The organism is Pseudomonas sp. RIT288 (assembly GCF_000631985.1).
Classification (GTDB): Bacteria; Pseudomonadota; Gammaproteobacteria; order Pseudomonadales; family Pseudomonadaceae; genus Aquipseudomonas.
This window is the reverse complement of sequence record NZ_JFYN01000034.1, coordinates 286,474-305,834: the sequence shown is the minus strand read 5'-3', so window position 1 is coordinate 305,834 and position 19,361 is coordinate 286,474. Positions and strand designations below refer to the sequence as shown.

The window sequence follows — 19,361 nt, the reverse complement described above, 5'->3', positions numbered from 1 at the left end:
GTTTGGGGCCGCTTCGCAGCCCATCGGGAGCAAGCTCCCTCGCCACAGGTTATGCATCGGTGGCTCCCAGGAGGATTCGCCCGCTGGAGCAGGTCGCGGTGTCATTGCGGTAGGCGAAATACAGCTTGCCGCGTTCTGGATCGAAACGCAGGTGCAGTTGAACCTCATCGCCCGGGCGCACCAGTTGCTGGAATTTCAGCACTTCCATGCCGGCAAATTTGCCGGGCAGGTTCAGCAGTTGTCGGCCGAGGTTCAGCGCCCATTCGACCTGTACCACGCCGGGCAGCACCGGGGCCTTGGGGAAGTGGCCGCTGAAGTAGGCCAGGTCCGGCGGAACACTCAATTGCAGGCTCCACTCGCCGTCGGTTTCGACCTGTTCCAGCACTTGCGGGGCTTTCGGCCGTGGCGCCAGCAGCAGCGCTTCGATGTCGGCCTGCGGCAGCTTGCCCTGACTGTTCAGCGGCAGTTGCCGCACCAGACGCCAGCGCCGGGGCAAGGCCAGGGCTTCGCAATGCTGGCTCAGGTGTTTGCGCAGGGCTTCGGTCAGGCTGCGGCGCCCCTGTTCACGCAGGGCAAACAGGCCGGCGTCGCTGAGCACCAGCAAGGCGCCAAGCACCGCACGGTTTTCTTGAACCACGCCCATCCGTGCTTCGGCGACCCAGGCGTGGGCGACCAGCGCCTGCTCCAGCATCGGCAGGGAGATGCGCTTCTCTTCGAGTTTGACGATACGGTCCAGCCGTCCCAGCAGTTCGAAACGCCCATCGGCGGCAATGCGCGCGGCGTCGGCGGTGTGCTCGACATGCCCGGCCGGCAGGTAGGGCGAGGCGACCAGCAGGGCGCCGTCGCGGTCCTGGCTCAGCTCAACCCCGGCGAAGGGCTGCCACAGGCTGGCGCCCTGACGCCAGGCAATGCCGCCGGTTTCCGAACTGCCGAGGATTTCGGTCGGCCACTGCTGCAGGCGTTGCTGCAGGCTCTGCGCCGCCTCTGTCGGCAACGCACCGCCGGAGGAAAACACCCGGCGCACGGCGCTCAGGGCCGGCCAGTCGAGGTTGTCGCCCATGCGTTTGAGCAGTGCCGGGCTGCCGACCCAGGCGAAGGCCGAGTGTTCGCGGCTGGCGCGCTGCAGGTCTTCCGGAAACGCCAGTTGCCTGCGCACGAACGGGCGCCCGGCGCACAGCGGCCACAGCACGCGGAACAGCAAACCGTAGATGTGCTGGGTGGCGACGCTGCCGATGATCCAGGCTTCACCAAGATCCGCGCCCCACAGTTGCTCCAGGGCTTCGACCTCGTTGGCCAGTTGGCGCAGGGTCTTGTCGATACGCTTGGGCTCACCGCTGGAGCCGGAGGTGCACAGGCTCAGCCGGCACTGATCGAGATCCAGTTCAGCGCCGGGCAGGGCCGGCTGCAACAGATCGCTCAGGTGAACATCCGCGCTGTGATCGGTCAGCCACAGATCGACTTCACTCGACCAGCGCTGGCGGGTCTGCGCTTGCAGGTCCGCGGGCAGCAATACACTGACGCTGGCGCGCCAGGCCCCGAGCAGGGCGATGGCGAGGTCGGCGGCATCTTCCAGATGCACCGCCATGCGCTGCACGCCGCGTGCCTGCAGGCCGGCGGCAACACTCAGCGCCTGCTCGCGCAGTTGTGTGTGGTCGAGCGCCGGAGCGGCGCTGATCGCGCGCTCCGGCAAGGTCTTGAGCAACAGTTGCTCAAGTTTTATCCAGTTCATTTACGGCCTCTTACCCGTTGTCGTATCAGCCATTCAATGGCAAACATCAGGCCGATCAATCCGTAAGAGATCAGGCCGGTGTACAACATCCACCAATGCAGCGGCGCCCACAGGGTCAGGAGCGCGGCGCACAAACCGTTGCAGAAGAAAAACACGCTCCAGGCCACGGTGACCTGGCGGGTGTAGCGGATCGCCTCGGGCGGCAGTTGCGGCTCGCGCAGCCGCGCCAGGCGCTCGACCATCGGCGGGCCGTATTTCAGGCTCAGGCTGAACAGCGCCAGCATGAAGCCGCTGATCAGCACCGGATACCAGCGCAGCAACTGCGGACTGTCGAACAGCGCCAGCAGCAGGCAGAACCCGATCGCCACGCAGGCCATCCACAGGCTGCCGGGTTTGCGCTCGCCGGTCAGCGCGCGTGCCAGCCACAGCCCGCCCAACAGCAGTCCGAACTGCCACGGGGCGAAGTGCTCCATGCCGAAATACACCGCAAAGGGGTACAGCAGCCCCGCCAACAGCAGGCCGAGGCTGATCAGTCGGCTCATGCGGCCGGTTGAACCAGACGGTAGACCGCCTCGACCACGTCACCGACGGTGCGCACCGATTTGAATTCTTCAGCGGCGATTTTCTTGCCGGTCTGGCGTTTGATGTGATCGATCAGGTCGACCGCGTCGATGCTGTCGATCTCCAGATCCTGATACAGGTTGGACTCCAGGCTGATTCGCGCCGGATCCAGTTCGAACAGCTCGACCAAGGCATCGCGCAGGGTGTTGAAAATGTCGTCACGAGTTTGCATGGTCCGGTCTCAAGCTGCCTGTTTTGCCGTGACGAACGCCGCAAGGCTCGCCACGTTGGTGAAGTGGTTACGGGTGTCTTTGGCGTCGGCGTCGATCTTGATGCCGTACTTTTTCTGGATCGCCAGACCCAGTTCCAGTGCGTCGACGGAATCCAGGCCCAGGCCTTCGCCGAACAGCGTCTGCTCGTCGCCGATGTCGTCGACGCTGATGTCTTCGAGGCCGAGGGCATCGATGATCAGCAGTTTTATTTCACGGTGCAGATCGCTCATCTTCGGCGAGCTCCTTAATGTAGTAAGAGTGCAAATAATCGTTGAGCTTGCGCGAGGCCTGCGGTGCCGGGCCTTGCGTGGCGAAAGTCTGTGGGTCTATATCGGCCCCTACACGAAAACTGAAGTGCACGCGGCGGCGGGGGATGCGATACCAGGGTTCGGCCTTGGTCAGGGTAGTCGGGCTGACCTTGATGACCACTGGCGTAAGGATTTTCGCACCGCGCAGGGCAATCGCCGCAGCCCCCCGATGAAAGGCTGGCGCCTGACCGGGTTGAGTGCGCGTGCCCTCGGGGAAAATGATCAGGGTCTGGCCGTTTTGCAGGGACTCGGCGGCAGCGTCGAGCATGTCCATGCTGCCGTCATTGCTGATGTATTCGGTGCGGCGCAGGGGGCCGCGGGTGAAGGGATTTTCCCACAGGCTTTTCTTCACCACGCAATTGGCCTGGCGCACCAGGCCGATCAGGAACACCACGTCGATCAGCGACGGGTGGTTGGCGATGATCATCTGCCCCGGCCGACCGAGGCGTTCCGCCCCTTGAATGTCGTAAGTCAGGACGCCGGTGCGGGCCATGAATCGCACGAAAAACCAGAACAGCCGACTGACGGTCTGCCGCGCGCGCTGACGATGTTTGAGTGCGTCACCCGGCAAGCAACCGAGCAGCGGAAATACCAGTATGCGCAGGCACAGCCCCCCGAGCCCGAACAGGGTGAAACTGGCGGCGGTGGCCAGCAAGCGCCAGTAATAGGCGTCGCGGTTCTTCTCGGTCACGGGTTGCGTTGCCAGGTCCATACACGATTTTTCCAGGCATGTTGGCAATGGGTTTGCTGGCCGAGCAGGGTGCGCAACAGATTCAGCGCGTGTGGCCAGTGCGCCTTGGACAGTGCTTGCGGCCCGCTGTTCAAGGTCAGCCGCCAGTCGGTACCGGGGGTGAGCAGCAGACCCAGCGCATAAGGGAACGGTACGTCGTCGATCCACTGCGAATAGGCTTGGGGCGGCTGTTCTTCGGTGATGATCAGCAGCACCGCCGGAGCGCCTTCATCGAGCAGGGCGGCGGCTTCGAGGATGCCGTGTTCCAGGCCATCGCCCGCGGCCGCAAGGGCCGTCATTTCGCTGGATTCGCCGCGCATGATCGACCACAGACCGATGATCGCGTTGTGCACCGACAGGCTGAACTGGGTCGGCGACAACGGCTCGTCCTTGGCCAGGTCACTGAGGATCTCGAAGGTGCGCGGGGTTTCACCGTGTCGTGAAACAAACACCAGCGGCAGGTTCTCCCGTCCGTCGGCCAGCGGCCAGCCGACACTGAACGCCATCCGCGCCAGACGACTGAGCCGACGGCGCTGCATGGCTGGCAGAAACGACACATCGGGCGCGACATCGCTGCTCGGGAGTACGACCGGTTGTCGGCTCCAGGCCTGCCACGCGTCCACGCTGTCGAGCCCCGGGGCCCACGCGCGCCATTGGGCGATGTTGAAGTTGATCACGGATGTTCATCCCGCCCCTGCGGGCTTTTCATGACGCTTTGAGTCGCCAGGGCGCGGCTGACCTGAGGTGGCGCTTGGCGCCGGGTGGCGCGCATTATCCCGGTGCGACGAGTGTGTAGCAAATGTTGGTTACGTTTTGCTCAACGAAATGTACCGAGTGGTTTGCGGAAAACTGTCACTTGGCCATTATCCAGGTCGTGCGGGATTTGTCTGTCGGGTATATCAGCGCACTCGGGAGGTTTTTGCCCGCTGTACCCGCTGATTTGTGGCCTGACTCCGTAGTCCGCGTCGTTGAAGGTAGCGAAGCGCACGCACAGGCAACTACACTCGGTCATTCTTTGATACACGGAGGTTTTGTCATGCGGCGCGTGGTGTTCAATCAGAAAGGTGGCGTGGGCAAATCCAGCATTGCCTGCAATCTGGCGGCGGTGAGTGCCAGCGAGGGCTATCGCACGCTGTTGGTCGACCTCGACGCCCAGGCCAACTCCACCCAGTATCTGACGGGGCTCACCGGCAATGACATACCGATGGGCATTGCCGACTTCTTCAAGCAAACCTTGTCATCAGGGCCGTTCTCGAAGAAAAACCAGGCCGACATCTACGAAACCCCGTTCGACAACCTGCACATCATCACCGCCACCGCTGAGCTGGCCGATCTGCAGCCCAAGCTTGAGGCCAAGCACAAGATCAACAAGCTGCGAAAATTGCTCGATGAGCTGGATGGCGAATACGACCGGATTTATCTCGATACGCCGCCAGCACTGAACTTCTATGCGGTGTCGGCGTTGATCGCCGCCGATCGGGTATTGATTCCCTTCGATTGCGACAGCTTCTCGCGGCAGGCGCTGTACGGGCTGCTGGCGGAAATCGAAGAGTTGAAGGAAGACCACAACGAAGGCCTGGAAGTCGAAGGCATCGTGGTCAACCAGTTCCAGGCCCGGGCCAGCCTGCCGCAACAGATCCTCGATGAGTTGATTGCCGAGGGCTTGCCGGTGCTGCCGGTGTACCTGAACAGCTCGGTGCGCATGCGTGAGTCGCACCAGGCCAGCACCCCGCTGATCCACCTCGACCCACGGCACAAGCTGACACAGCAGTTCGTCGAGCTGCACAACCTGCTCGAAGATCACTGATTTCCGGATTGCACCCCACCCTCCTGTGGGAGCGAGCCTGCTCGCGAAGAGGCCAGCACGTTCAACATCTCTGTTGACTGAACGGGCGCCATCGCGAGCAGGCTCACTCCTACAATTGAATTTGTGTTGGGTCAGATGCCCTGGCTACGCAGCCACGCCATCAACTGCGGCAACGGAAACGCCCCGCTCTGGCGCGCCACTTCCCGACCGTTCTTGAACAGAATCAAACTCGGAATTGAACGAATCCCCAACTGCGCCGACAACTGCTGATTGGCCTCGCTGTCGAGCTTGGCCAACCGGCACTTGCCCGCCAACTGCGCTGCCGCCTGCTCGAACACCGGCGCGAACGACTTGCATGGCCCGCACCACTCCGCCCAGACATCCACCAACAACGGCAGATCACCCTTGATCTGGCTGGCGTAGTCACCTTGCTTGAGTTCGAACGGCTTGCTCAGCAGCACCTCGGATTTACAGCGCCCGCACTTCGGCTGATCGCCCAGGCGTTCGGCGGGGATGCGGTTGAGGCCGTTGCAGGCGGGGCAGGGGATTAGGAGTGGAGTGGTCATGACGGGCTCGGTTTAAGTTGATATCTCGTACGACTGATCTGGAGTCGTACGAGGCGTTTATCAAGGTTGAGTCCGGAGCCTCAAGACGAACAACTGATCTCCAGATGCTTGCCCCACTCCGGCGGCCGTTCGGCATAACCTTCCATTCCCGGCTGTTCGTCGAACGGTTTGCTTAGCACCGCATGCAGTCGGCGCACCTCGGAGTAGTCGCCTTGTTCGGCGGCATCAATGGCCTTCTGCGCCAGGTAGTTGCGCAGGATGTACAGCGGATTGAGTGCATGCATGCGGGTGCGGCGTTGTTCCTGATTGCTGTCGCCATCACGGGTAACCCGCGCCACGTAGCGCTCGCCCCAGGCGTCGAAGCCTTTGATGTCGACGAAATCGTCGCGCAAACGGGCCACGGCCTGGTCGGCGGATTCTTCACCCAGTCGACGGAAGAACAGCGTGTAATCGACGCCGCTGTTCTGCATCAGTTGCAGCAGATCCTCCAGCAGTTTCTGGTCGTCGTCCTCGGCGGTGGTGAAGCCGAGGCGGCGGCGCATCAGGTCGAGGTAGTGCGCCTGGAAGAGCGGCAGGTAGAGGCCGAGGGCTTCGCGCAGGGCTTCGACGCTGATGAACGGCGTCAGGGCCTGGGCCAGAGCGCTGAGATTCCACTGGCCGATCGGCACCTGGTTGCTGAACGAGTAGCGGCCCTGATCATCGGAGTGGTTGCAGATGAAGTTGGCGTCGAAATCGTCGAGGAAGGCGAACGGGCCGAAGTCGAAGGTGATGCCGAGGATCGACATGTTGTCGGTGTTCATCACCCCGTGACAGAAGCCGTAGGCCTGCCACTTGGCGATCAGTTCGGCATTGCGCTCGACAATCTCGCGGAACATCGCCAGATACGGTTCCGGTTGCTCCAGGCACTCGGGATAGTGCATCGCCAATACGTGTTCGCCGAGCAACTTCTGCTGCTCGGGACGCTTGGTGTAGTAGAAATATTCGAAGTGGCCGAAGCGAATATGGCTTGGCGCCAGACGCAGCACCATTGCGGCGCGCTCCTGCTTTTCACGCCACACCGGAGTGTCGGAGCCAATCACGCAGGCGGCACGTGAAGACGGAATGTTCAGCGCGTGCAGCGCCTCGGAGGCGAGGAATTCACGGATCGACGAACGCAATACCGCGCGGCCATCGCCCATGCGCGAAAACGGCGTCTGTCCGGCGCCCTTCAGGTGCAGGTCCCAGTGTTCGCCAGCCTGGTTATACACCTCACCGAGCAGCAGCCCGCGACCATCGCCCAATTGTGGCGTGTAGCCGCCGAACTGGTGCCCGGAATAGACCATCGCCCGTGGCTCGGCATCGGCCCACAGCTTGTGGCCGCCGAACAGTTCGGCGAATTCCTGAGTGTCGGCCGTCGCCGGGTCGAGATCGAGCAAGGCCAGGGCCGCAGGGCTGGCGACGACCAGACGCGGGTTGTCGATCGGCTCGGGCAGCACATGGGCGGAGAACGCGTCGCCGAGGCGGGCGAAGCGATTGTCGAAGGTCAGTTCGTCGAGGGCTTTCAAGGGCCGGCTCCAGCAGAATGTCCGAGCATTCTGCTGGGATCAGACCGGTTAGTCGAGTTTGGCCGGCGGCGGCTCTTGCAGCGGCTTTTGCTCCGGGCCGATCGACACGATGGTTTTGTTCTCGTCCTCGATGGGCACCAACTTGTATTCCTGACCGTGGAGGTTCTTCAGGTACACCTCCATCTGGCGGAACGAGATGTTGATGTGCTGCTTCTTGAACTCGCGGTTGATGAAGCGGTTCACTTCGTCGATCACCGGGTTGCGGTCGCCGAGGTCGCGCACATGCATGCGCAGTTCGTGATCGAGGGTACTTTCGCCGAAGTTGAGGAAGTACACGTGCGGCTCGGGCTCTTTAAGCACGCGCGGGTTTTCCCGGGCAGCCTTGAGCAGCAGTTCCTTGACCAGATCCAGATCGGAGCCGTAGTCCACGCCCAGCTTCAGGGTGACGCGGGTGATGGTGTCGGTCAGCGACCAGTTGATCAGTTGCCCGGTGATGAACGTCTTGTTCGGGACAATGATGTCCTTGCGGTCGAAGTCGGTGATGGTCGTGGCGCGGATGCGGATCTTGCTCACCGTGCCCGACAGGTTGCCGATGGTGATGGTGTCGCCGATCCGCACCGGGCGTTCGAACAGGATCATGATGCCGGAGATGAAGTTGGCGAAGATCTCCTGCATACCGAAACCGAGGCCGACCGACAGCGCCGCCACCAGCCACTGCAACTTGTCCCAGCTGACCCCGAGGGTCGACAGGGTCGAGACAAAACCGACGCCGGCGATCACGTAGGACAGCAACGTCGTGGTCGCATAGGCGCTGCCCTGCGCCAGGTTGAGTTTCGACAGCACGAACACTTCGAGCAGACCCGGCAAGTTGCGCGCCAGGGCGAAGGTAATGCCGATGATGATCAGCGCGCCGAGCATGTCGCCGATGCTGATCGGCACCATGCTCATGTTGGCACCGGTGCCGCTGGTGTATTCGTAGAGGGTGATGTTGTCGAGGTACGAGAACACCGAGATCAGGTCGGCCCAGACCCAGTACAGCGCGGCGATGAAACCGCCGAGCAGCGCCAGACGGATCAGGCGCAGCGACTGTTCGTTGACCTTTTCGATGTCCAGCGTCGGCTCTTCGATCACCGCTTCGCCGTCGCCTGCTTCTTTGGCCGCCTGACGTTTGGCCAGGGCGCGCTGATAGGCCAGGCGGCGTGCGGCGACCGCCAGACCACGGACGAAGGTGGCTTCGATCACCAGCCAGAACATCAACAGGTACAGGGTGTTGATCAACCGGTCGCTGAGTTTCAGCGCGGTGTAGTAGTAGCCGAAGCACACCGCGACGAACAGCGCGATCGGCAGCAGGGTGAACATCACGCCGACGGCCTTGCGGAACAGCGAGGTATTTTCGTGGGCCGGGCTGCTGATCAGCAGGCGGCTGAGTAGCCATGCCATCAGCGCATAGCAGGTCAGCACGACCGGCATGCCGATTACGTCGTCGGCCAGCGCCGCCGGTTGCAGCTCGGCGACGGCCACCACGGTCACCAGCGCCATCACCACCAGCCCGAGGCGGCGGATCCAGCCCTGAAGGAACTCGACCTGCGGTTTGTCCCAGCGGAAATGCAGCTCGGCCACGCCGCCCGGCGAGAGAATTCGGTAAGCGGTGTAGAACACCAGCCACGCCTGACCCATTTGCAACAACGCCGCACCCATGTTGGCGTTCTGCCCGCGGGCGTCGATCTGCAGGGCCAGGCCGCACAGGCCCAGACCCAGTGCCACGGGCATCGCCAGCAGAATGTTGATCAGAATCGCCTGCGGCGTGTGCCACTGGCTGTCACGCTTGAAGTGCCCGATGTCCTGGTGAACCTTGTTCAGCCGCGCATACAGCGCCTTGCGCCGCCACAGCAGAGCACCGATCAGCAAGGCCAGGGGCAGGAACAGCAACGGACGCTGGGTCAGGCCGTCGGTCAGCTCGCTCAGGCTCGAAGCCAGCGGCAGGGTGTCGATCTGACGCTTGAGCCGCTCCGGCACGCCGCGTATCCATTCGGTGTCCAGCGGCTTGTTGCTGGGAATCCAGAACATCTGCTCGTCGAGGGTGGCGCGCAGGCTTTGTGCGGTGCTCAACAGTTGTTTCTGGTTGAGCTGCAGGGTGATCGATTCGTTGAGCACCGCGCTCAGTTCGCGGTTCAGGCGCTCCAGCAGGTCGGCGCGGGTGTTGGCCAGTTCCAGCAGGCTTTTGCGCAGTTGCGGGGTGACTTGTTCCGGCGGCTGGGTGGACAGCAGGTTGTCGACGTAGGTTGCCGGGTTGCTCAGCAGCTCGCGCTGCTGGCTGACTTCAAACTGATACAGGCGAATGTCGGCGATCTGGTCCGCCAGATCGCGGTCGACCTTGAGTCGCGGCAGCGCCTGTTTCTGCTTATAGAGAATTTTCGACAGCAGCAGGCTGCCCTTGAGCACGTTGATCTGCTCGTCGAGGGCCGAATCGCTCTGGGTCAGGCTGTCGAGTTGCTGTTTGGCCTGCAGGTTCTGCTGGGTGACTTCGTTGAGGCGATCGGTGCTTTTGAGCAGGTAGTCGGAAAGCTTGAGGTTGGCCGCACTTTCAGTGGCGAGCAGGCTGCTGCCGCCGGCCTTTTGCGCCTCGATCGACTGCTGGGTAACGGTTTCCTGGGACTGCGCGAGACGCTTCTGGTTGATCAGCGTCTGCAGTTCCTGGATCTCGCGGTCGAGACGGTCGGATTTCTCCGAGAGCAGGTCATGCTGACTGTTGCCCAGATCCTGCAACTGGCTGTTGCCGGCCAGCTCCTGACGGCGCAGCGGAATCAGGGAGTTCAACGCGGCGAGCTCGGCATTCAACTGGTCGCGCTGCTCGGCACTGACGGTCTTGCCCGCGTCCTTGCCGGATTTGAGGATGTTGTTGATCTGCTGGATGCGCGTCTGGCTGGCAGAGATTTCCGCCTGCGCGCGCTCGGGACGGGTCTGGGCGGTGATGATCAGGCTGTTGGCATCGGCCAGGGCCTTTTGCAGGTCGCTTTGCTGGGTCGAGCGATCGGTGAGAATCTGCTCCAGCTGCTGGATCGACTCTTTGCTGAAGCGCTGCGCCACCGGTACTACCGCCGTGGCCTTGAGGCGTGCCAGTTCGCGGGTGTTCTCGATGGTCTGCCGCGGGGCGGAGGCCAGTTGCTGCTTGAGGTCGATCAGCTTCTGGTCGTAATCACGCCGGCTGTTGAGCTGATTGAGCGTGGTTTGCAGGACCGTCTGCAGAGACTTCTTGTCGGCATCCGGCAGTTTGCTGTCGGCCAGTTTGTCCAGGCTGGCCTGCACGGCTTCGCTGGACGGCGGTTCGGCGGCGTAGAGCGGGCCGACGGAAAGACTCAGGCCCAGCAGGGCCGCGAAAAAGAAGGAGCGCAGGGTAGGCATAGAGACCGGTCAAGCAAGTGAGAGTGGACGCAGTTTAGAGGAAGAGACCGGGACCCGGGCGACTTCCTTCGGGGAATCTGACGCCCACTTTGCCGATCTTGTTCCCGTCCATGACCGCAACCGTCCAGTGGGTGTTGTTCCACTCCACCTGGTCGCCAACGATCGGTGCTCCCCCGACCTTGTGGGCAATGAACGCACCCAGAGTCATGTCCGGATCGATGCCCTCGGCCGGCAACCCGTAAAGCGCTGCAACCGCTTTAAGCTGGGCGTCTCCTTCGAGCACGAAGTCACCGAAGAAGCGCAGATCCAGACCGCGTTGCGGCGCCTGGCTGAACAGTTTGCCAAGGGCCGGAAGGTTGTGTTCATGGCCGATAACACACAGCAAATCATCGACTTCCAGCACCGTACTACCCGACGGATGGAGCAGTTGCTGACCCCGAAACAGCGCGGCGATACGCGTGCCTTCAGGCATTTTCAAATCACGCAGCGGTGAACCGATGCACCATTTCTCGGCGCCGAGCTTGTAAACGAACAGCTCCCACTCGCTGGTGATGTGCACTTCCAGCGCTGAACGGGAAATCGGCGCCGGCTCCGGCGGTACCGTCACCTTCAACAGTTTCGCCACCCACGGCAGGCTCGTGCCCTGCACCAGCAGCGACACCAGTACGATGAAGAACGCGAGGTTGAAGTACAGCTGCGCATTCGGCAGCCCGGCCATCAATGGGAACACCGCCAGAATGATCGGTACCGCGCCGCGCAACCCGACCCAGGAAATAAACGCTTTCTCACGACCGTGGAACGCTTTGAACGGCAGCAGGCCGACGATGACCGACAGCGGCCGGGCGAACAGAATCATCCACAGCGCCAGGCCAAGAGCGGGCAGGGCGATCGGCAGCAGATCGTGCGGGGTGACCAGCAACCCCAGCACGAGGAACATGCCGATCTGCGCCAGCCATGCCATGCCGTCGAGCATGTGCAGGATGCCGTGACGGCTGCGCACCGGGCGGTTGCCGATCACCAGGCCGCACAGGTACACCGCGAGGAAGCCACTGCCGTGCAGGGCGTTGGTCAGAGCGAACACCACCAGACCGCCGGCGATCACCAGGATCGGGTACAGGCCGGTGGCGAGGTTGATCCGGTTGACCAATTGCAGCATCAGCCAGCCACCGCCCAGACCGATCACGCCACCGATACCGAACTCGCGAATCAGGTGGGTCAGCAGGCTCCAGTGCAGGCCGGTCTGGCCGCTGGCGAGCATGTCGATCAGGGTCACGGTGAGGAACACCGCCATCGGGTCGTTGCTGCCGGATTCGATTTCCAGGCTGGCGGTCACCCGTTCGTTGAGGCCCTTGCCGCCGAGCAGCGAGAACACCGCGGCGGCGTCCGTGGAGCCGACAATGGCGCCGATCAGCAGGCCCTGAATCAGGTTCAGGTCGAACAGCCACGCCGCTGCCATGCCGGTCAGCCCGGTGGTGATCAACACCCCGACCGTCGCCAGCGACAGTGCCGGCCACAGGGCCACGCGGAAACTCGAAACGCGGGTGCGCAAGCCACCGTCGAGGAGGATCACCGCCAGTGCGAGGTTGCCGACCAGATAGGCTGTCGGGTAGTTATCGAAAATGATCCCGCCGCCATCGACCCCGGCCGTCATGCCGACCGCGAGGATGATGACCAGAATGGGGATGCCGAGACGGGAGGAAAGTGAGCTGACAAGAATGCTCGCACCTACCAGCAACGCGCCGATCAAGAACAGGCTGTTGATGGTCGTCGCATTCAAAGGCAGTACTCCAGAAGCGTAAAGACGGGCACAAACTGACCATGCAGTCTGCGTGCCAGCGATTCTAACCTGTTGAAATGTGATGCTGTCAAAAAGCTTTTTTCAAGATCAAAAGATCGCAGCCTGCGGCAGCTCCTGCATGGGGATTTGCGTTTCCCTGTAGGAGCTGCCGCAGGCTGCGATCTTTTTGCTTTTAAAAGTTACAGGCTGAACCGCCCGACCATATTGTTCAGATCCAGCGCCAACCGAGACAGCTCGTTGCTCGCCGCGCTGGTCTGATTCGCGCCGGTGGCCGATTGCACCGACAGGTCGCGGATGTTCACCAGGTTGCGATCCACTTCGCGGGCCACTTGCGCCTGTTCTTCGGCGGCGCTGGCGATCACCAGGTTGCGCTCGTTGATCTCGACGATCGCGGTGTTGATGGTGTCCAGCGACATCCCTGCACCCCGCGCGATGTTCAGGGTCGATTCTGCGCGCTCGGTGCTGTTGCGCATCGAATCCACGGCGTGTTCGGTGCCGCTCTGGATGCTGCCGATCATGCGTTCGATTTCGCTGGTCGACTGCTGGGTGCGATGGGCCAAGGCACGCACTTCGTCCGCCACCACGGCAAAACCACGCCCGGCTTCACCGGCACGCGCCGCTTCGATCGCTGCGTTCAGGGCCAGCAGGTTGGTCTGATCCGCCAGACCACGAATCACGTCCAGCACCTTGCCGATGTCACGGGATTCATTCGCCAGATCGCCGATCAGGGTCGCGGTGCTCTGCACGTCGGCGCTCATGCGTTCGATGGCGCTGACGGTTTCCTGCACCAGGTCGCGGCCGTCGCCCGCCGAGGTGGTGGCGTTCTTCGAGGCTTCAGAAGTGCTCACGGCATTGCGCGCGACTTCTTCCACTGCGCTGGTCATCTCGTTGACGGCGGTGGCAGCCTGTTCGATTTCGTTGTTCTGCTGAGTCAGGCCACGGGCGCTTTCGTCGGTGACGCTGTTCAGCTCTTCGGCAGCGGAAGCCAGTTGCGTGGCCGAGCCGGAGATGCGCTGCAAGGTGTCGCGCAGCTTCGACTGCATCTTGGCCATGGCCGCCAGCAGGCGCCCGGCTTCGTCGCTGCCGTCGACGTGGATCGGCTGGGTCAGGTTGCCTTCGGCGATGGTTTCCGCCGCGTCCAGCGCTTTGGAGATCGGCTTGGTGATGCTGACGGTCAGCAGCCAGGCGAACAGGAAGGTCAGACCGGTGGCGATGACCAACAGGGTGACCACCAGATTGAACGCCGAGGAATACTGGTCGGCCGCCTCTTGATTGGTCTGACTGATCTGCTCGCCGTTGATCTGCATCAGGCGGTTGAGCACGGTGTTCATCGCTTCGGAGTTGTTCAGCAACTCGGTGTTGAGCAGGTTGCGCAACTCGTCCACCTGATTGTTGCGCGACAGGCTCTTCATCCGGTCTTCGATTTGCCGGTACTGGCCGAGCAACTGCACGTATTGATCGTAGGCGGCGCGTTCTTCCGGGCTGCTGATCAATGGTTCATAGGCCGATTGGGCGGCGCGGATCTGCTGGTTGCGGGTGTCCAGCAGTTCCATGGTCTTCTGCTGCACGTCCGGCTCACGGTTGACCAGCAAGCGATAGGACAGCACCCGCAGGCGCAAGGTCAACTGCGTGAACTCGTCGAGGTTCTTGATGCTCGGCACACTGCTGTTAGTGATGTCCTCGGCAGCGCCGCGGATTTTGCTCATCTGGTTCAGGGCGAACACACCGAGAATCAGCATCAGGGCGCCGATCAGGGCGAAACCGGTGAACGCCCTGGGGGCGATATTCATATTGCGAAGGGACATGGCGCGGATACCAAAAAGGGCCGCTTCCATGCGGGCTGAGACTGCTGTATGGATGACTTATCGGTCATACGACTAAAGTCTTGAGGTGCTGTGCGTATTTGTCGCAGGCGGGTCTGAGCGACGAAGTGCAGGAACCAGATCGGCAGATCACAGTCTTTTAAACTCGCGAGAACGGTCGGCCACCAGGAAAATCAAGGCCTTGCGCCGGTATAACCCTGGCATCCGCAGTGACTTTTCTTTATCGTACGCGCCCTTTGAAAAACGCCTGGAAGATCAAAATGTTGGAAGCATCCCTCAGCCAATTGGAACAGCTCGTCAGCGACCTGGTGCAACAGAACCAGACCCTCACGCAAACCAACCAGACCCTGTCCACGGAACTGGCTCAGGCCAAGGATGAAAACGAAAGCCTGCAACTGAGCCTGATGGAACAGGAAGAGAAGCACGGCGCCACCGCAGCGCGCATCCAGGCCCTGGTTGATCGCGTCAACGCAGGTCCTGTCAGCGCATGAACCACGGCACCGCAGGGGTAAAAGTCATCTCCATTCTGGGGGAGGACTATTCGATCAAGGCACCGGCCGGGGAAGAACAGACCCTGCTGGACGCCGCACTGATGCTCAAGGCCGCACTGGCCGACACCAAACGCAAATACCCGACGCTGATCGGTGACCGCTTGCTGGTGCTGGCAGCGATGAACCTGTGCTCGCAGCAGATCGAAATGAAGAAGCAGCATCAGGCAGAACTCGACCGTTACCAAGAGCAAGTCAGCGCCACGGTCGACACCATCGCCAAGACCATCAATCAGGGCTGATGGGGTTGCGCACAACCAAAGAATAGATTGTCGATCGGGTTGTATACAATCGGCACGGCTGTTGCATTGTTTCGGCCACTTATTCTTTGGGGGTGCTCCATGCAGTTGTGGCGACGCAGTATTCAATGGCAGCTGATTCTCAGCATGGGCACCGCCCTGCTGGTCAGCATCCTGATCGTGGTTGGCATTTATACCCTGGTGGTCAACCGCCTCGCCCAGAGCTATCTGGTCGACCAAGCGCTGCCGTCGAGCATCGAAGCGACGCGCAACGACATCGAACGCATCCTCGTCCAACCCCTCACCGCCGCCAAAGACATCGCCAGCAATTCCATGGTGCGCGACTGGCTGGCAGCGGGTGAAGACAGCAGCAAAACAGCGGCCTTCGCAGAGTATCTGGAAGGCATCCGCGCCGAACATAAAGCTTTTACCGCCTTGATCATCGGCACCGAATCCAATCACTACATCACCGAAAAGGGCCTGGATCGCACCCTCAGCCGGGACAAACCGGCCGATGCCTGGTTCTATTCCTTCCTCGACAGCCATCAGCCGCGCACCCTGAATATCGACAACGATGGTGCCACCGGAGAATTGGCGCTGTTCATCGACTTGAAGGTCGAGCAGGCCGGCAAAGTGGTTGGCGTGGCCGGATTGGGCCTGAGCATGAAAGAGCTGTCGGAGTTGATCCACAACTTCAGCTTTGGCGAGCGCGGCAAGGTCTATCTCGTGCGTTCCGACGGCTTGATCCAGGTCCATCCCGTGGCCCAGTTCAGCGGCAAGCGCACCCTTACGGAGCAGATCGGTGCTTCGGCGGCGCAAGCGGTCATGGGGCAGAAAGTCGCCACCAACAGTTCCTTCCAGCGCGATGGCGAAGACTTCCTCGCCTTCAGCCTGCCGCTGCGCGATCTGGGCTGGACGTTGGTGGCCGAAGTGCCGCAATCGCAGATCTACGCTGAAGCCCGCAAAGCGATGTGGATGAGCGGCGGTATCGGTCTGGCGGTGGCACTGGTGTGTCTGGCGCTGGTGGTGTGGCTGGCCCAAGGGCTGGTGCGACCGATTCGTCAGGTAACAGCCGCGCTGGTAGCGATCGGTAGCGGCGGTGGAGATTTGACCCATCGGTTAGATTCCAGTCGCGCCGATGAACTGGGCGATCTGGCCCGAGGCTTCAACCGTTTCCTCGACAGCCAGCGCGGGCTGATCGGCGAAGTCCTGACCACCAGCGAGCGCTTGCGCACGGCGGTCGGCCAAGTCGCAAAAGTGGTGGAAAACACCGCCGAACGCTCCGGGCGCCAGCAGGAAATGACTGATATGGTCGCCACGGCGGTGCACGAGATGGGCCTGACCGTGCAGGAAATCGCGCAGAACGCCGGCAACGCCGCGCTTGCTTCACAAACTGCTCGCGATGAAGCAATGCAGGCGCGGGAAGTGGTCGGCGGCTCGATCCGCCATATAGAAAGCATGTCCGATGAGATTGGCGTGGCGGCGGGCGCGGTAGGTGAGCTGGCGCATCAGGTGGCGTCGATCGATTCGGTGCTGGCGGTGATTCGCGGCGTGTCCGAGCAGACCAACTTGCTGGCGCTCAACGCGGCGATTGAAGCAGCGCGGGCCGGAGATATGGGGCGCGGGTTTGCCGTGGTGGCGGATGAAGTGCGCACCTTGGCGCGCAGGACCCAGGCGTCCACCGACGAGATACAGCAGATGATCGGTAGCCTCAAGCAAGGCGCCGAGAATGCCGTGTCATCGATGCGCACCGGGCAGGCGGCGACCGGTACCGGGGTTGAGTCAAGCCAGCGTACGGGCGCGTCGTTGACCGCAATTACCGGGCAGGTCGAACACATCAGCGACATGAACCATCAGGTGGCGACGGCGACGGAGGAGCAGTCGGCGGTGACCGAGGAGATCAACCGCAACGTGCAGGGAATTTCCGATCTGGCCCGGGCGACGGCAGGGGAGGTGCGGGCGTGTCGTGAGGATTGTCAGATGTTGCAGCGGTTGGCGGATGATCTGGCGCGGCAGATGGGTGGGTTCAAGCTGTCCTGAGAGATGTGTTGTTTGAACTGACGCTATCGCGAGCAGGCTCGCTCCTACAAGGGGAGCGCATTCCAACTGTAGGAGTGAGCCTGCTCGCGATTGGACTTCAGCTGCGACACACCATCTGGATCAGAACCACCCATCCTGCATCGCCAGGCACGTCTCATCCCGCGCCTCCAGCAACGCCAATTCATGATGACAACCCGGTACTTCCCACGTCAGGAAGTACCGCGCCGCCTGCAGCTTGCCCTTATAGAAGTCAGCATCCGCCGCATTGCCCTTGGCCAAGCCTTCCTCTGCCCGAATTGCCTGCTCCAGCCAGCGCCAGCCAATCACTGTGTGCCCGAACACCTTCAGGTACAGCGCCGAATTCGCCAGGCTGCTGTTGATCTTGCCCTGCGCCAGATCGGTCAGCAGGCCGATGGTCACCGCTTGCAGGCGAGCCACCAGTTTCTCCAATGGTTCACGCAGTGCTGTCAGCGATTCGTACGCGGTTGCGCGCTCGGCGGTGTTGGCGATCAGACGGATCAGTTGTTTGAGCCCCGCGCCGCCGTTCTGCGCCAGTTTGCGCCCGAGCAAGTCCAGCGACTGAATGCCGTGGGTGCCTTCGTGGATCGGGTTCAGGCGATTGTCGCGGTAGTACTGTTCCACCGGATATTCGCGGGTGTAACCGTGACCGCCGAGAATCTGGATCGCCAGTTCGTTGGCTTTCAGGCAGAACTCCGACGGCCAGGATTTGACGATCGGTGTCAGCAAGTCCAGCAGCTCTTGGGCCTGTTTGCGCTCGGCTTCGGTATCCAGCGTGGTGGTGTCATCGAACAACCGTGCCGCGTACAGGCCGAGGTCAAAGGCCCCTTCGACGTAGGACTTTTGCGTCAGCAGCATGCGTCTTACATCTGCGTGCTGAATGATCGCCACTGGCGCGGTGCTCGGATCCTTGCTGTCCGGCACTCGGCCTTGCGGGCGTTCGCGGGCGTATTCCAGCGAATACAGGTAACCGGCGTAACCGAGCATCACCGCGCCCATGCCAACACCGATCCGCGCCTCGTTCATCATCTGGAACATGTAGCTCAAGCCATGGTGCGGCTTGCCCACCAGATAGCCGACACACTTGCCGTTATCGCCGAAGTTCAGCGCGGTGGAGGTGGTGCCGCGCCAGCCCATCTTGTGGAACAGCCCGGCCAGCAGCACATCATTGCGCTCGCCCAGCGTGCCGTCATCGTTGACCAGAAACTTCGGCACGATAAACAGCGAAATGCCTTTGACCCCCGGCGGCGCGTCCGGCAGTTTGGCCAGGACCATGTGCACGATGTTTTCCGACAGCGGATGATCGCCGCCGGAAATGAAGATCTTGTTGCCCTTGAGTCGATAAGTGCCGTCGGACGCCGGCTCGGCGCGGGTACGAATATCCGACAGCGACGAACCAGCGTGCGGTTCGGTGAGGGCCATGGTGCCGAAGAAGCGGCCGTCAATCATCGGTTGCAGGAAGCGCTGTTTCTGCTCGTCGGTGCCGAAGCTTTCGATCAGGTTGGCCGCGCCCATGGTCAGGAACGGATAGGAAGTGGTCGCCGCATTCGCCGCTTGAAAGTGCGCAAAGCAGGCTTGCGACAGCAACGTCGGCAGTTGCATGCCGCCGGCTTCGAAGCTTCGCGCGGCATTGAGGAAGCCGGCCTCGAGGAACGCATCCACCGCTGGTTTCACTTCGGGAATCAGAATCGCCTGAGCGTTCTCGTAGCGCGGTTCATTCTCGTCGCCCTTGCGGTTGTGCGGTGCGAAGTATTTCTCGGCAATGCTGCGCGCGGTGCCGATGGCCGCGTCGAAGGTCTCGCGATTGTGCTCGGCAAAGCGCTCACGCCGGGTCAGGCCCTCGGCATCGAGGACTTCGTACAGCTCGAAAGCCAGATTGCGGGAACTGAGCAGCGTCTCGGACATGGCGGCCTACCTGAAAATTGGAGTTGGGCCGAGTCTAGGCTTGCTGATAAAGGCTGAATACGATGATTGAT

The 19,361-nt window shown here is 61.9% G+C and carries 16 protein-coding genes; 4 read left to right on the top strand and 12 right to left on the bottom strand.

The window, feature by feature from the left end:
• Positions 1–49: 49 nt before the first annotated feature.
• Genes BW33_RS20120 through BW33_RS20095 form a run of 6 tightly spaced genes read right to left on the bottom strand, consistent with a single transcriptional unit; the run spans position 50 to position 4,277 of the window.
• Entirely contained in the window at positions 50–1,729 is a 1,680-nt protein-coding gene (locus BW33_RS20120) for an acyl-CoA synthetase family protein (RefSeq protein WP_047600791.1), read from the bottom strand.
• The gene (locus BW33_RS20115) at positions 1,726–2,271 is read right to left on the bottom strand and encodes a membrane protein (RefSeq protein ID WP_047600790.1); all 546 of its coding nucleotides are present in this window, start codon (positions 2,269–2,271) and stop codon (positions 1,726–1,728) included. The genes BW33_RS20120 and BW33_RS20115 overlap by 4 nt, the downstream gene beginning before the upstream one ends.
• Positions 2,268–2,522, bottom strand: a complete 255-nt coding sequence (locus BW33_RS20110) for an acyl carrier protein (protein ID WP_003220947.1) — start codon at positions 2,520–2,522, stop codon at positions 2,268–2,270. The genes BW33_RS20115 and BW33_RS20110 overlap by 4 nt, the downstream gene beginning before the upstream one ends.
• 9 nt (positions 2,523–2,531) lie before the next feature.
• Entirely contained in the window at positions 2,532–2,792 is a 261-nt protein-coding gene (locus BW33_RS20105; RefSeq protein ID WP_007967290.1) for a phosphopantetheine-binding protein, read from the bottom strand.
• Positions 2,773–3,582, bottom strand: a complete 810-nt coding sequence (locus BW33_RS20100) for a lysophospholipid acyltransferase family protein (protein WP_047600789.1) — start codon at positions 3,580–3,582, stop codon at positions 2,773–2,775. The genes BW33_RS20105 and BW33_RS20100 overlap by 20 nt, the downstream gene beginning before the upstream one ends.
• Positions 3,558–4,277 (bottom strand): beta-ketoacyl synthase chain length factor, encoded by a 720-nt coding sequence (locus BW33_RS20095; protein WP_047600787.1) that lies wholly within the window; start codon positions 4,275–4,277, stop codon positions 3,558–3,560. Before BW33_RS20095 ends, BW33_RS20100 begins: the two co-directional genes overlap by 25 nt.
• 359 nt (positions 4,278–4,636) lie before the next feature.
• Between BW33_RS20095 and BW33_RS20090 the strand changes: the two genes are divergently transcribed.
• Positions 4,637–5,407, top strand: coding sequence for a ParA family protein (locus BW33_RS20090; RefSeq protein WP_003220955.1), 771 nt, complete (start codon positions 4,637–4,639; stop codon positions 5,405–5,407).
• Positions 5,408–5,538: 131 nt separating this feature from the next.
• Here BW33_RS20090 and trxC read toward each other — a convergent pair whose 3' ends face one another.
• The 5 genes from trxC to BW33_RS20065 all read right to left on the bottom strand — a co-directional run bounded on the left by trxC (position 5,539) and on the right by BW33_RS20065 (position 14,522).
• Positions 5,539–5,973: a thioredoxin TrxC gene (gene trxC, locus BW33_RS20085; RefSeq protein ID WP_047600786.1), complete on the bottom strand. Its 435-nt coding sequence runs from the start codon at positions 5,971–5,973 to the stop codon at positions 5,539–5,541.
• An 80-nt stretch (positions 5,974–6,053) separates the two neighbouring features.
• Entirely contained in the window at positions 6,054–7,517 is a 1,464-nt protein-coding gene (gene selO, locus BW33_RS20080; protein ID WP_047600785.1) for a protein adenylyltransferase SelO, read from the bottom strand.
• A gap of 48 nt (positions 7,518–7,565) precedes the next feature.
• A complete protein-coding gene (gene mscK / locus BW33_RS20075) occupies positions 7,566–10,919 on the bottom strand; it encodes a mechanosensitive channel MscK (RefSeq protein ID WP_047600784.1) in 3,354 nt (1,117 codons plus the stop codon).
• 34 nt (positions 10,920–10,953) lie between these two features.
• Positions 10,954–12,696 (bottom strand): potassium/proton antiporter, encoded by a 1,743-nt coding sequence (locus BW33_RS20070; protein ID WP_047600783.1) that lies wholly within the window; start codon positions 12,694–12,696, stop codon positions 10,954–10,956.
• Between the two features lie 200 nt (positions 12,697–12,896).
• Complete coding sequence (locus BW33_RS20065; RefSeq protein WP_047600782.1) at positions 12,897–14,522, bottom strand: methyl-accepting chemotaxis protein; 1,626 nt, start codon at positions 14,520–14,522, stop codon at positions 12,897–12,899.
• A gap of 278 nt (positions 14,523–14,800) precedes the next feature.
• Between BW33_RS20065 and BW33_RS20060 the strand changes: the two genes are divergently transcribed.
• The 3 genes from BW33_RS20060 (at position 14,801) to BW33_RS20050 (ending at position 17,367) form a co-directional block, all read left to right on the top strand.
• Entirely contained in the window at positions 14,801–15,031 is a 231-nt protein-coding gene (locus tag BW33_RS20060; protein ID WP_003220969.1) for a hypothetical protein, read from the top strand.
• Positions 15,028–15,330 carry a cell division protein ZapA gene (locus BW33_RS20055; protein ID WP_027611351.1) on the top strand — a complete coding sequence of 101 codons (303 nt, stop codon included), beginning with the start codon at positions 15,028–15,030 and terminating at the stop codon, positions 15,328–15,330. The genes BW33_RS20060 and BW33_RS20055 overlap by 4 nt, the downstream gene beginning before the upstream one ends.
• 99 nt (positions 15,331–15,429) lie before the next feature.
• The gene (locus BW33_RS20050) at positions 15,430–17,367 is read left to right on the top strand and encodes a methyl-accepting chemotaxis protein (RefSeq protein ID WP_047600780.1); all 1,938 of its coding nucleotides are present in this window, start codon (positions 15,430–15,432) and stop codon (positions 17,365–17,367) included.
• Positions 17,368–17,487: 120 nt separating this feature from the next.
• On the opposite strand, the gene BW33_RS20045 is transcribed toward BW33_RS20050, so the two are convergent.
• On the bottom strand, positions 17,488–19,290 hold the full coding sequence (locus BW33_RS20045; protein ID WP_047600778.1) for an acyl-CoA dehydrogenase: 1,803 nt from the start codon (positions 19,288–19,290) through the stop codon (positions 17,488–17,490).
• Positions 19,291–19,361 lie beyond the last annotated feature (71 nt).